The 13,742-nt window shown below is 64.8% G+C and carries 9 protein-coding genes; all 9 read right to left on the bottom strand.

Annotation, left to right across the window (positions count from 1 at the left end; genetic code table 11):
* Positions 1-153 precede the first annotated feature (153 nt).
* The 9 genes from MRS60_RS07740 to tssF are packed head-to-tail and all read right to left on the bottom strand — an operon-like array spanning position 154 to position 13,730.
* Positions 154-3,153: a T6SS effector BTH_I2691 family protein gene (locus MRS60_RS07740; protein WP_243565514.1), complete on the bottom strand. Its 3,000-nt coding sequence runs from the start codon at positions 3,151-3,153 to the stop codon at positions 154-156.
* A complete protein-coding gene (locus MRS60_RS07735; RefSeq protein WP_243565513.1) occupies positions 3,146-4,096 on the bottom strand; it encodes a DUF4123 domain-containing protein in 951 nt (316 codons plus the stop codon). Before MRS60_RS07735 ends, MRS60_RS07740 begins: the two co-directional genes overlap by 8 nt.
* A complete protein-coding gene (locus MRS60_RS07730) occupies positions 4,093-6,219 on the bottom strand; it encodes a type VI secretion system Vgr family protein (RefSeq protein ID WP_243565512.1) in 2,127 nt (708 codons plus the stop codon). Before MRS60_RS07730 ends, MRS60_RS07735 begins: the two co-directional genes overlap by 4 nt.
* A gap of 20 nt (positions 6,220-6,239) precedes the next feature.
* Positions 6,240-7,127, bottom strand: a complete 888-nt coding sequence (gene icmH, locus MRS60_RS07725) for a type IVB secretion system protein IcmH/DotU (protein ID WP_243565511.1) — start codon at positions 7,125-7,127, stop codon at positions 6,240-6,242.
* 1 nt (position 7,128) lies between these two features.
* Entirely contained in the window at positions 7,129-8,466 is a 1,338-nt protein-coding gene (tssK, locus tag MRS60_RS07720) for a type VI secretion system baseplate subunit TssK (RefSeq protein WP_243565510.1), read from the bottom strand.
* Positions 8,463-9,635 carry a type VI secretion system lipoprotein TssJ gene (gene tssJ / locus MRS60_RS07715; protein WP_243565509.1) on the bottom strand — a complete coding sequence of 391 codons (1,173 nt, stop codon included), beginning with the start codon at positions 9,633-9,635 and terminating at the stop codon, positions 8,463-8,465. The genes tssK and tssJ overlap by 4 nt, the downstream gene beginning before the upstream one ends.
* The gene (gene tagH / locus MRS60_RS07710; RefSeq protein ID WP_243565508.1) at positions 9,632-10,984 is read right to left on the bottom strand and encodes a type VI secretion system-associated FHA domain protein TagH; all 1,353 of its coding nucleotides are present in this window, start codon (positions 10,982-10,984) and stop codon (positions 9,632-9,634) included. The genes tssJ and tagH overlap by 4 nt, the downstream gene beginning before the upstream one ends.
* Complete coding sequence (tssG, locus tag MRS60_RS07705; RefSeq protein ID WP_243565507.1) at positions 10,981-12,000, bottom strand: type VI secretion system baseplate subunit TssG; 1,020 nt, start codon at positions 11,998-12,000, stop codon at positions 10,981-10,983. The genes tagH and tssG overlap by 4 nt, the downstream gene beginning before the upstream one ends.
* Positions 11,964-13,730, bottom strand: a complete 1,767-nt coding sequence (tssF, locus tag MRS60_RS07700) for a type VI secretion system baseplate subunit TssF (RefSeq protein WP_243565506.1) — start codon at positions 13,728-13,730, stop codon at positions 11,964-11,966. Before tssF ends, tssG begins: the two co-directional genes overlap by 37 nt.
* Positions 13,731-13,742: the final 12 nt, after the last annotated feature.

The following is a 13,742-nucleotide window of genomic DNA, read 5'->3' as shown; positions in this document are numbered from 1 at the left end:
GATGCATACATTTTTCCCATAAATACCGAATCCGCCACCCACGGATTCCGTAGGCAGAGAACGTCCCGATCAATGCTGACCATCTGATCACGGATGGCTGGTGCCACACCGGTTCGCGTTTGTCGGGAAAATCTCCATGCCATTACCATTTTTTCAACGCTCCAATTGAAAATACTCGGTGGCCTGCGCGCTTTCATCCAGGCCCTGATTGGGCTTGTAGTAGATGCGCAAAGCCATCCGGTAGACCTCCGTGACTTCCTTCTTGAAATGGAGGACCAAGCCGCTGCGTGTGTCATAGCAGGTGGGGTTACCAACAACGCAGATGGTGCCTTGCTCCAACATATCGGACCAATGGCTTTGCCCCATGACATAGCCGCGCAGCAGGACCGCAAATTCCACTGTGGTCGAGGGCATCGATACCTCGTTTGAAACGATCTTGCCCCAATCCGGGTTCGACCAAGCCAACAGGTTGCGGTGCCAGGTGCTGTCGATGCCTTTGAGCCCGATGGTCTCGGCGTCTTTCTTGGTCAGCAGCACAGGGGCGTAATAGGCGGCGTACCAGGCCTTGATTTCTTCGTGGACGCCGGGAAACGGTGGCAGTTTTCCGTTGGTGTCCAGCTTGATGCCATCGCGTTTTTCGCCATCGTTCTGGCGCTTGCCAAAGATGCCGCGTGCCGCCCAGAGTTCGATTGGGCTATGGATGCGGGCCGCTGCCTGGGAGTGGAGCCAAACCCCGCCAGCAAGAACACCTGCCCCCACAAGCACAATCGCGGCGGCAGCCCAGCCGGCTATCGGAACCACGGCTGTCGGACCTGCAATGGCCAAGCCGCCTTCCAAAATCGCAGCGCTGCCAAGCATGACCAGCAATCCACCTCCTGCAGTATAGGCAGCTGCTATGTCGTCCCCGTTCTCGGATTGCCTTTGAACCTTAGCTACATCAGATGCAAACCCCGCCAACATCGTCGGATACCCCAACAACCGACTGAACAGATTGCCGGTAATAAAACTCATCACGCCGTTACCGAACGCCATACCAGGCGCGTTGGCGGTATAGCGCAATACGAGGATCTTGTAGGCGGAGCGCGCGCTGGCGCCCGTTGCCACCAACGCTCCAGTCACGCCCAAGATGGCAGAGGCGAAGCCCGCCGCGTTCTCGAAGGACCGATCGCTGCAAAGGCTGGCGTAAGCGCTCTTGAGGGCGACGACATTGAAATAGAGCATGGCGACGTTCAGCCCGCCGCCACCGGTGGTGGTCGCCAGCGCAGCGATATTTGGGCGTACCCGCTTGATCAACGTCGCTTCGACGGTGACAGTGCGGCTACCGCTGACACGCACGCGCTTGATCTCCTCGAAGTCCGCCATGCCGGACTTCAGGAACTTGTCCACCTCTTGGCTGAGGGGGTCGGTGATCGACTTGGTGTTAGTAACGCCGTAGCGTGCGCCTAGCAGGCCCAAGGCCTTCTCTGCATTGGCTTCGGCAGCGGCGGCGAGCACCTGCTGACGCAGGTTGCGGCTGGCGTCCCAGCGGGTCTTGCCCTGCAGGCGCTTGAGCGTCACGGTGGACACCGCTTCGGCGGTGAGATCGGTGATGCCGGCGGCGGCCGGGAAGCGCCCGGCCAGACCCTCGATGACGCCGTCGGCGGCGCCCAGTAGCACGCCGACCGCATCGGCTTTCTGCTTGAACGGGTTGTACGGGGCGAGCGCGAGATAGAGCGGACTGTCGGGCTGGTCCAGCCAGGCGCTCAGCCGTTGGAAGCGCGCGTCCTCGTCGTCCGTGCCTGGCAGGGCCTGGCTCATGGGATGGATCATCAGGGCCAGGGTCATTTCCAGGCCCCGGGCAGACGACTGCTCGTCGCGGTCATAGGCGGCCAGGGCAGCCGCCAGACTTGCGGGCTCGTCGCGATGGCGGGATTCGGCGGTGGCCAGCCATTGGTCGTGGTCGGTGCAGGCCTGGAGCGCGGTGCGCAGGTGGGTGCGCAGTAGCGCTTCGCGTTGATCGCGTTCGGCCAGGAACTGGTGGTATTTGGTGGTATCGATGCGATCGCCCAGGCGGTTACCAATGGGCGACACCCCCTTATCAGTGAGCACTTGGTAACGCAGCTCGGAGGGCGTCGCCCGGCGTTTGCCCCCCACCTGCTTGCTTTGATGCTCATTGCGCAGCTTGACCAAGTCGTCCGGCTTGGGCTGGTTGGCGGGGTACATGCTTCGCAGCGTTTGCTCCAGCACCGCGGCGACCAGGTTCTTGTGGTGGTAGTCCTTGCTTTGGGTGCTGAGTTTTTCCACATCCAGGCGGAAGCAAGCGGGCACACTGGGCGCTTGGGGCTGGTCCTTGCCTTCGCCCGCGGCGGCCTGGCCCTGCTGCGTCGGCAGGATGTCGCGCAGTTGATGCTGATAGGCAGCGACCGACAGGCCGAGGTCCAGGCTGATGCCTTCGGCGTCGTTGAGAACGACCACCACGGGCACGCGCGGCTGCGTGAAGCGATAGTGCTGACCTTGAGCCAGGAAGGTGCTGATGGGCAGGTCGTCCTTGCTGGCGTAGCTGCTCCAGCTCAGGGCGATGCGCTGACCCTTGGGCTTGCAGTCTTCGACCCACTTGCTCAGGGCGCTGGCGGGCAGCACGTGCGGCTGGCTGGACGGTGCCTTTTCACCGGAGGTCAGCTCGGCCATGTCGAGCCGGCGCATGTGGCGCTGGCGCACGGCCGGGTCGGACGTGATCCGGGTGGTCATGGCGTTGGTCCACAGGTGCGGGCTATAGCCGATCCAGACTTCCTTGGCGGTGTCCGGGCAGGTGTCGGCCCAGACCCAGCCCATGCTGTTTCCGGTTTTGTAGCGGTCCTTGCGGTGGTATTGCTCGAGGCTGCCGTACTTGAGTTCCTTGTAGCGCCCTTCGCCATCGTATTCGTGGATGACCAGTTGTTCGCCCTTCGCCCCTTTCATGAACACGTAGACGTAGCCCGGCCGCAGGGCACGCAAGGTGTAGGCCGAGCGCTTGAGCGCCTTGAAGCTCTTTTCCAGTTTGAAGCCAGCGTCGGCATAGCGGTAGAGCGATGCCTTGTCGTCGCGCGGCACGATGGCGTAGCGGATCGGCAGGATGGGCACGCGCGAGCTGCACGAAGGGGCCGAGGACGAGCCGCCGGCGGTGGGCTTAGTCATGGGAAGACTCCTTGGTGTCCGCCAAGGCGGCGAGCTGGCGCATCCGCGCCTGCGGGGATTCGGTGAGGTCGTTGAGGATGGCGACGGCTTGCCCGTCTTGGAGCAACCAAGGATGACGGGCCACCAGGTCGACGTAGCGTGTCGCCACGTCGTCGTCGCTGATGTAGAGCTGGGCAGCGACCTGCAGCAGTTGGGCCACCCACTGCCGGATGTCGTCGAGGGAACGACGCGTGTGTTGCGGCAGCGCCTGGACGTCGTAGCTACGGCTGAGCAGGAAGTGCTCGCGCGTGTTGGCGTCGAAGCGGGTCCATTCGTGCGGCCGCAGAGTGAACGACGCGACGGTGCCGTCACGGCTGGGCGTGGCCGCGCGGTCCAGACGCATCCACGCCTGGACCGGTCCCCAGTGGGTACGCCATAGCAGGCTGTTCATGGGACCGAGCCATACGTTGCGCTGATCCTCGTCGAGGGCATCGAGCCACTCGACGAGGTGGTGAGGCTGGATGTCGAGATGGGCCCGGCTCTCGTCCGGCAAGGCGATTTGCACGAGGCTGCTGAGATGGGCGGCAAGCGTGTCCAGGTCGACCTCGGCGCCGATCACGACGGCACAGCCAATGGGCACCCATTCCACAAGCGCGTGCTGCATCAGCGCGGGCTGGGCGGTGGCGTCCACCAACAGGGGGCCTTGGTCGTAGATGTCGTCGAGCGGACCGCGCTGCCAGAGCCAGGCGCGATGCGGAAACGGGTCCCACGCCTGGACCAGATCCAGTACACCGGGCGCATAGGCAGGCTGCCACTCCCCTTCCTGCGGGGGCGGGCGGTAGACCGAGTTCTGCAAGGGCACGGTCATCAGCAGAAGATGGCGGAAGGGGCTGTCGGGTAGCGCGTCCGCGGGAAGGTTCTGGCGCTGCCATGTGAGCAGCGGCGACACCGGTGTATCGATCATTTCGCTCGCCCCCCCAAGCAGGTGCAATCTGCCAGCGGGCAAGTGCCATCCGGGCGGCGGCCGCACAGACGATCGAGCGGCTTGCCGGAGGCCGGGGCGCCCGTGATGCCAAAGGGATTGCTCGCTCCCCCGCTCTGCTGGGTCATCGGTCCCTTCACGCGAATCGCCACCGCATCCAGCGTGATGCCGCCGCCATCGATGCGCACGGTGCCACCGGGGCCTTTGACTTCCAGTACTTCAGCAGCATGGATTTCATAGACCTTGGTGCGATGCCGGATGGCTTGACCGGCCTCCAGCTCCGCATGCCCCTGCACGCGCTGTTCCAGATGCCCACCAATATCGACCGTGTGATTGGCGGCGGTCTTGTCACGACGATGGTTGCCGACTTCCTCCGTGCGGTCTTTCGCCGTACGGATGGTGTGATTGCGACCAATGGTCAGGAAATCGTCCTGCCCGATGTCGTGGCGACGGTCCTGGCCAATGGTGACCTGCTCGTCGTGACCCACGGTTTCTTTGCGATCGTTACCGATGGCAATCGTTTCGTCGTGCTCCACCTGCTCGCCGCGGTCGTTGCCCACGAAGGTGGTTTCGTCGTGGTTGACGTGGATGTTCTGATCTTTCTGCGCGTGGACGTAGATTTCCTCCTGATCCTTCTCGTCCTCGAAGCGCAGTTCGTTGTAGCCCTCGCCCTTGTGGGTCTGGCTCTTGATCGTCATCCGCGTCTTGTGCCGCGGCAGTTCGTACGGCGGCAATTGCAAGCGGTTGTACGCCCGCCCGATGATGATCGGCTGGTCCGGATCGCCATCGAGGTTGCTCACGATCACTTCTTGGCCGATGCGCGGGATCGCCATATGTCCCCACGTGGCGCCGGCCCAGTTCTGCGCGACCTGGATCCAGCACGAGCTGTGCTCGTCGTGCTTGCCCTCGCGATCCCACGGGAACTGCACCTTTACTCGGCCATACTCGTCGGTGTAGATCTCTTCGCCTTCCGGGCCTACCACCGTCGCCGGCTGCGGGCCGTCGATGCGCGGGCGCGGCAGCGGCTCGGCGCGCCATTCGGCGTCGTCGGGCACCAGCACCGCCTCGTAGCGGTAGTGCGTGCCTTGCTGAGCGTCAGCCCCCTCCTCCGCCTGGCTCGTGTACTGCTTGCCGTGATGGACGAGACTGACCGGGCGCCAGCCGCGATTCATGTCGTCGCGCGGGTGGCCGGTGAGGTCGAACGCGATGCCCGGTTGCAGGCGCGCATCGTCGCCGCCGACCGTCGCGATGCGCGCATCGCGGCGGTGACCGCGCAAGCGGTCCTGCGTGAACGCCTTGCCGCTGGCTTCATGCTTGTAGCGGCCCGGGTAGTCGTAGCGCGCGTAGCTGCGGCCTTGGTGATCGAGATCCGTGCCCTCACGCGGGTATTCGTGCGGAAAGCGTGGGCTCTTGAACGTGTAGTCGCGCTGCACCTGACGCGCGGTGCGTACATTCTCGGTATAGGCGAAGGTGCGCAGGCTGGGCTGCGGCTGGTCGCCGCCGGGCGTCGGGTTGTACCGCACCGGCTCGCCCTGCTGCCGGCCGTAGATAAACAGGCGGTCGCAGTGGATCAGCCGGTGACCGTCGGCCTTGTGCTGGAAGGCGTAGAAAAAACCTTCCTCACGCAGGATGCGCTCGATGAAGTCGTAATCGGTGTCGCCCGCCTGCACGCAGTACTCGCGCGCAAGGTGCTCGGCGGTGATGCGCTGCTCGTAGTCCAGCGTCTGGTTGTGCGCCTTGAGCACGGCCGTCGCTATGTCAGGCACGCTCAACGTCTGGAAGATGCGCCAATCCGACGACAGCTTCAGGCGCGCCAGGCGCGGCTCGACCACGGCCGAATAGCGGGTGCGTCGAAACCCCGTGTCGCTTTGCACGAAGCTCGACACTGCGCCGTGCACGTAACGCACGGGCGCGTCGCCCTGCCAGATCGTGAGCAAGCCGTTGTGATCGAGCACCTGACCAAAGTCGATGGCGGCGTTGGCACTGGCCAGTTCCACCTGCAACAGGAAGGTCTCTGACAGGCCTTCGTGCAAAGTGAACTCCACCACTTCGAACGATTCGTCGCCGGCGGTGAAGGTAAAGCGCAGGTCGGATTGCCTGGGCATGGTCGCTCCCGTGGCCTGGGTTAGGGTTTGAGGATGTGATCCAGCGACTGCAGGACCTGGTCGGTGGTGGTGCCTAGCCTGATCGCGAAGAACAGGTAGGCACCGACCAGCACCACCAACGCGATGGCCCAGGGCGTCCAGAGCGGCATCTGGCGCTTGAGGCGGTAGCGACGCGTGGCGACGGTGGGCGCGTCGGTGAGGCGCTCGGGTGCATCACCGCGCAGCGGCCGCAGGAGGCGGTGGAGCTTGACGATGATGGCGTTGAGCGTGTCCTGCTGGTTGTGCTGCTGGCCGTACTTGCCCTGGAAGCCCAGGCAGAGGCAGAGGTATTTGAATTCCAGGACGTCGCGGTATCGCTCCGGCTCCATCTGCATGCGCGCGAGCACGGTGAAGAATTTTTCGCCGCCCCAGGTTTCGTTGTGGTGGTAGCTGAGCAGCGAGCGTTCACGCCAGAGCGAGCCGTGGCCCCAGGGAGTGGCCATGACAGCTTCGTCGATGAAGGTGCAGAGCGCGTAGCGGTAGGCCAGTTGGGTGGCGCCGTCGTAGCCGAGCTGGCGCACTTCCTCGGACACCGCGGTGATCTGGTCGCGCACGCTGGCGTAGAGCCTGGGGATGTCGTCGCAGCGGTCGAGGCGGCGCAAGCGGATGACCAGGCCAAGCAGCGGCTGGGCAGCATCCACCAACGGGTTGAAGCTGTGACCGCGTAGCTGGAATTGCAGGTCATCGTCGTGGTCGATGTGGTGCACCGAGTCAAAGAGCATGCGGTCCTTGTCACCCATCGGGGAGACAGGCGGTGTGCGCAGGAAGTCGCTCGATGTGGCCTCCGGCGGATACGGCGCCGGTTGGCGTGCCCGCAGCCGCGGCTCGCGATCGATCCTGTCGTTGCCGATGTCGACGGTGGTGTTCATGTCATTGACTCCGAATGGCCCAGAACTGGAGTTCCAGTTCCGGGAAGTCGCCGGTGATGTGGAAGCCGAAACCGTTGGCGCCCTTCTGCATCAACTTCTGCCAGTTCGGGTGCGTGCGATCGAGCTGGAAGTAGGTGAAACCGGCATGGAACGGCAGGTGGCGCGGCGCCACCGGCAGCGGGCTGAGCGGAATGCCGGGCAGTTGCAGACGGATGAGATCGAGCAGCGTCTGCTGGGAGGCGACCTTGGCCTGTTGCAAAAAGAGCTGACGCAGTTGGTCCAGCGGCATGCGTGCGCGCACGGCGAGAATGAATTCGGCGCTCTGCATGAGGCTGGGGTCGTTGACTTGAGCGGTGAGCACGCCATGGCGTTCTTTGACCAGCGGCAGGGACACGGCTCGCGGTTGCAGCACGGTGCTGAGCACGCGGCGCAGGGTTTCTTGCAGCAGATGGAAAGTGGCCTGCGGGTTGTCGTGCTGGTAGGCCGGAAACTCCGGTGGCACGCGCGCCTCGTCGGTGAACGTGACGAGTTCGCCGCAGGCCTGGCCGCACGCGAGGTAGGCATCAAGTGGATGTACGTCGCCGTCGCGCGCCAGATGCCGAAACAAGTGCTGCCAGCGGTTGAGCGCTTGCAGCAGGTTGAAGTCGGTGACGTCGGCGACGCCTGCCTGGCCGGGTGAGCCGATGCGCTCGGCGATGCTCTTGGCGCGCTCGTGCGCTAGCGCGGCGATTTCTTCCATGAAATGCGCGAGCTGGCTGATGGCTCGCAGATGCAGGCCGGTGATGTGGAAGCCGCTATCCATCAGCAGGCTGCCATCGGGACGCCGGTCGAGAATGCGGCCGATGGCCAGGCCGGTAAACGCGCTGCGGTCGTCCCGCTCCAGCGCCAATTGCAGGTTGGGTACGGCCATGGTCACGGCGACATGGTTGCCTTGGTGGCTGTGGGTGTCGCGCACGTCTTCGGTGCGCGCTACGTAGCGGGCATTGGCGTAGGTGTCCGGCCAGCGGATTTCGGCCATGCCGTCGGAGCGCAGCGGCAGCGTGAGATAGACGGTCTGGTTGGCGGCGGTGGCATCGGTGATGTCCAGCGGCTCCGGCGGCGGCTGGTCGTGCGGGACGTCGAAGGCGGTGCCATCGGGCATGATGCCGCGAGCTCGCACGATGGCGATCTTGCCAATGGCGAGGAAGTCCTGGTTCAACACCAGCTCGGCGAAGCCGTAGCCGTACTTACGGCCCAGGCGGACGTTGACGTAGTGCTCGAGGTAGCGACTGGTTTGTTGGAAATGCTGGGGCTTGACGAAGAGCCCTTCGTTCCAAGCGACGGGATTGCGGGTGGTCATGGTTGCTTGCTCGTTTGGGTGGCTGCCTCGCGGGACAATCCGCGAAACAACTGCTGCGGACGGGAAGCCGGTTTGCGCAACAGGTCCGGCGCGCTGTCGGTCGGCTTGCGCAACAGATCCCGCGCGCGCTCGGTCGGTTCGCGCAACAAGTCCGGCGCGCTATCGGTCGGCTCGCGCAACAGGTCAGGCGCGCCGCGGACCGGTTCGCGCTGCGGCTCCCGTGCGACGCGGGCGGGTTCGCGCAACGGGTCCGGTGCGCGGTAGGCCTCGTTGGTGATGGTGACGCGGGTGTCTTGCAGGGTGACCAGCAAGGCATACTTGCGCCCGCGCGGCTCGAGCCGGAAAACGTCGTACCGGCGGGCCGCATTGACATCGTTGAAAGCAGCCACCACGGCGACATAGCGGGCTTTGTTCTCGATGGGGCTGAATTCGATGAACTTGAATTGGCCGGGCGCAAGGACATAGTCGTCTGCGGCAAGGAAAGTGCTGCCCAAAGCCTTCTTCGGATTCTGGCTGACGAGGTCGAGGTCGGCGTTTTCCAGCATGCTGTCGTCCTTGAGCTGGAGCACCTGGAAGGCGACCGGCGTGGCCGCGGTGCTGGACGCCGGCGCCGGCGCCGGCGCGCTCGCCAGCGCGCTCGCTGCGGCCAAACTGCCACCCTTGCGGTACTGGCCCAGGTTTGGCTCGACGCCGGGCGCGTCCGCCAGCGGCGGGCGGCGGCGAAGCTGCCCGTCTGGCGGCAACGGCGGCTTGCTGGTGGGCGTGACGGTGAGGGAATTCGGCAGTGGCCGTCCGGTGCTATGCGACGGCAGCGGCGGGATGCCCTCCTCGTCCTGCAAATGTTCCAACAACGCGCGCAGGCCGTTGATGAGTTCGCCCTTGGTGGCACCGTTGAACTGGATGGCAAACGGGCCCTCCCCCATCAGCTTCTCCTCAACCGGTTCATCGGCCGCGTCGGCTCTGCCGGCAGCCGACGCGCTGACCGGGTTGGGATTGACGTCCGCGCTGGCATATAGGCTGAGGGCGATCTGCGTAGGTTGGTCGTCCGGTGCGCCCACCGGGATGGACGGGTCCATCAAGACCCGGCCCGTCTTCTTGAACACGTTGCCCACGGTGCTGCAGCCGGCAAGCAGCATGCCAGCGAGCAGGAGCGCGAGGCTTCGCTTCACGGCGCCTCCGCGCGCAAGGCCTGGTCGTAGGCCTGTTCGAAGACCTCCCAGAACAACTTGTCGAAACCCTGCTGGCGGCCGGAGATCAGCTCGTCGTAGTAATGCCCGTACATCTGCCAGGCCCAGCCATCGCTGTTCGCCTGGCCGCCCTGCGGCGGTCGGTAGCGGTTGAAGCGCCGCTGCAACTGCTCCGGGGAGAAGGCCTGCAGCAGCGCGCTGAGACCGGCGGTGATGGCTTGGTGGGTGGCCCGCTGCTGACGCTGGATCTGCGCCAGCGATTCCTCGATGGCTGCCGCGGGCGACAAGTGCACGAGGCTGCGGTCGGCGGCGAACATGGCGCGTACGGTGTCCGGGTAGCTTTGACCCAGACGCAGCGGGTTGTCTTCGATGGGCTGCAAGGTGCGCTGTCGCTGTCCGGGCGCGTCGCCATGCAAAGCGCTCAGGCCGCTGATGGCCGCACTGAGGCTGCGGCCTGCCTCGAAAAGCAGCGCGTAGGCTGTTTGGGCGTCCAGCGCCCCCACCGATGCGCCGAGCCCTTCGATCAGCGGATTGACCAGGCCGGCCGGGTCATGGCCGTTCGCTTGCTGAGCGTGCAGCCAGTCGCGAGCGGCGGGGTTGTGGCTGTCGGACTCCGACATGATGGTGTCTCCTGATGCATGGATGGGCCTGCCGTAAACGGCTTCCTGAGCTGTGGCGGCAAGGTCGGCCTGGGCCGCCAGCGGCGACAGTCCGTAGTGATGGGGGTCGAGCAGATCAAGCGAGGCACGCCCGGCGGCACCCGCGCTCCGCTTGGCAGCGAGGTCCAGCGCGTGCAACGGGTCGAGCTGACCCTGCGGGCGTAGCGGCTCGCTCAAGGCCTGGAAAGCGGCCCAGTCGGGATTCGGCGCGACGGAGGGCTGCCCCTCGAGCGCCGCGGCGGGCAAGCTGTCCAGGTAGTCGTCGGGCAACTGCATCAATTCCTCGACGTCGTGCTGGGCCAGCACGCGGGACGGATCGGGCAACGCGTGCTGCTCCTCGTCCAGGTGCACGGTGAGGCTGTAAGGCCCGACGTGCAGGGTGTCCGCGTCGCGCAAGCGTGCGCTTGCGTGCAGTCCGAGGGGACGGGTCTGCTCGTTCAGCCGGGTATGGCCGCTGCGATCGACGACGAGATAGCCGCCATCTTCAAAGCGGATTTCGCAGTGCTGCGGCTGCACCCGGCCGGCGCGGTCGTGCAGCAGCCAACTGGCATCCTGCGAGCCGATGGTGCCGCCGGCGACGTCGAAGCTGTAGCGCGGTGCCGTGCCTTGCTGCAGGGCCTCCGGGTTGCCGACGACCAAGGCCAGGCGAGGCTCCGTGGATACCGTATTCATGCGCGTACCGTCAGTTGAACGCGAGGCGGCCGGCGCAACGCAGGCTGTTCCATAAAACTGGTCCAGCCCAGCTCGGTGCCGACATCGCCCGCAAGGTTGAAGGAAGGGATCTCGTTCTCGCGCAGCGCCAGTTCGAGGTCGCATGGGGTCTGGTCGCGCAGCAGAAAAGCGATCAGCAAGCGCAGACGCTCGAAGTTCTCGCCATGCGGGAGGAACTCGCGGAACCGTTGCTGGCTGAGGTTGGCGATGACGATGGTGAATTTGGCGTGGCGCGTGCGCACGCTGTCGCCCACGCGGAAGCTCTCGCCAAGCTGGCCATTGAGGCAACCGAGCTGGACGCGATCGCCGGGGTCGATGTCGGCGTGACGCAACTCGAAATCGCGGATGTCGACATCCTTGAGGTCGAAGCAGTGCGCGACCAGCCCGGCGACCATCGCGGGCGAGCGGCTGCGATGCACCACGGCGCCGGCGAAACTGAGCAGACGGCTCCAGGCGATGGGCGTATCGCCGCGGATGGCGGTGTTCTCCAGACCGATCAGCGCGAACAGGCGTTGCGAGAGCGGGTCACTGGCGCCGGGACGGAAACGGATGTAGTGCCGGTACTTGCGCCAAGCCTGATGCAACAGCGTCAGCAGGCGGTGATGGAAGACGTCGAAGAACGCCGGACGAATACCGATACCCTGCCCGGCTTCGTAGGCCAGTCGCTCCACGTAGTAGGACGGCAGCGGCGAGTCAGGGCCATGCATACCAAAGAACGTAGCCTGCACTTCGTACTGATGCGGCTCACCGTGCGTCACGCGCCGCGCCAGCGACACGTCCGAGGCCGGGAAACCCATGCCGGCATAGTTGCTCAGCTTGATGCGCTGACGCTCCGGATCGTCGCTGTCGGGCGATTCGAGGTCGTCGCCATGCAGCGCATGCAGCCGTTCCAGCAGCAAGAAGAAGTCATGGTTCTTGGCGCTCTCCAGCAGCTTTTCAGTCAAATCAGGGCTTGGGTTCCGCTGCGCATCGGCCATGCGTAGTGCTCCTGATTGGTGGTGTTAATCGCCTCCAGCACATGGAAGGAGGAAATGCTGCTGTACAGCGCAAGAAAGTGGCTCAGCACCGTGCCGAACAGGTAGAGGTCGCCTTCGCAGGCAAACCCTGTCTGGTCGAGCTTGACCACGCTGCGGATGCCGCGAATCGGTAGCGCCTGAAACATGCGGTCGACCGGCGTGGTAACGACTTCCAGCAGCGCATCCAGGCGCTTCTGCGTGGCTCGGCGCCGCTGGATGTCGTGATGAGCGGCGAAGTCGTACGCGCTGATGACGGCCTTCAACGGCTCGACGGACAGCAGCGACAGGTAGGTCGGCGACAGATTGGAGATAAGCCGCCACTGTAGGTTGCCATCCAGAACGGGCCGATACGACGGGGTGGGCGCCGTCAGGTTGCGGCCGCTGACGAAGGTGGGGACGTCGGGTGTGGGGATGCACACGTCCCCCGCTCCTAGTGCCAGCGGCAGATCGCGGTTGGTGCAGGTCAGCGACACCGAGACCGTCTCGTCGCGGCCGATGTAGTGGTGCTCGTCGCCACGCACGAACGACACGCGGTGCTCGACACCGGTGACGGTGAGCGACGGTTCGATGCGGGTGCGGTAGTACAGGGTGGTGTAGCCGCGCTCGTAGTCGATCTGGTGGCGCAGCGATTCGAAGGGTTGGTAGGTGCGCAGCCATTCACCAGCCTTGCCGCTGCCCTCGCCCTTCCAGCCGTCGACACTGTCGATGCTGAAGATCTCGTAGGCGTCGGTCCGCTGCCCTGCCGGGCTCAGACGATAATCCACCGCTTTGCCGGTCAGCCGGACGGGCTCGGCCTCGTGCTCGAACAGATTCACGGCCGGCGTGCAGTACAGCGCCAGGTCGCCCGTGCGGATGCGCACGTCCTCGGGCATGGGCCGGGTGAAAACGAATTCCAGGCGGATCTGCCCGGTCTGCTCAGTGGGCCAGAGTGAACGCAGCCCGCGGATGCCGAAAAAGAAGAACCGGCGCGGGAACAGGAAGTACTCCTGCAAAATACGGTAACCGTCCAGTGCGTTCTTCGGGTACGGCAGCAGCGCCTGATCAGGCGCGAAGCCGTGGAACAGCACCTGGCTGGCGGGGATGTGGCGCACCTGCCCCGCGCATTCCATGCGGATTTCGCCGAGGTATTCGGCGAGCCACAGATAAAGCGTCATAGCGGTGTAGTCGCTGCCGCTGAGGTAGAAATCGAGCTGATCGCAATCGTAGGTACTAGGCGGGCTTTGGCTGAGCGTGGACAGATCCACGCGCACAGTCGATTTCTCCAGCGAGTGTGCATCGCTGACCTGATCGATCCGCAACGGATAGATGGGCAGGTCCGCACAGGTGCGGAACTCGCAGGGGATGCCGTCTACCTCGCGCGCACGCATGCGTGTCCCCTTGGGGATCACATGTCGCTCCGTGATGGTACGGTCCATCGGCAGAAACTGCATGATGGTGGCGCTGGGCAACGGGCGCAGGTAGTTCGGCCACAATAGCTGCAGCAACGGGTGGGTCAGCTCCGGGAAGTCGTCATCGATCTTCAGGCGCAGCTTGGCCGTGAGGAAGGCAAAGCCTTCCATCAGCCGTTCCACATCGGGATCGGTAGCCTCCTCCCCCAGGTATCGCGCGAGCTGCGGATTGTTGCGCGCGAACACCTGGCCGAGGCGGCGCATATAGTCCAGCTCTTCGCGGAACTTTCGCTTCAGTGGCATCAGCCCTCCTGG

This window comes from Burkholderia pyrrocinia (genome assembly GCF_022809715.1).
GTDB classification, from domain to species: domain Bacteria; phylum Pseudomonadota; class Gammaproteobacteria; order Burkholderiales; family Burkholderiaceae; genus Burkholderia; species Burkholderia pyrrocinia_C.
Note: the sequence above shows the minus strand (reverse complement) of the source record. Positions and strands in the feature narration are given on the sequence as shown.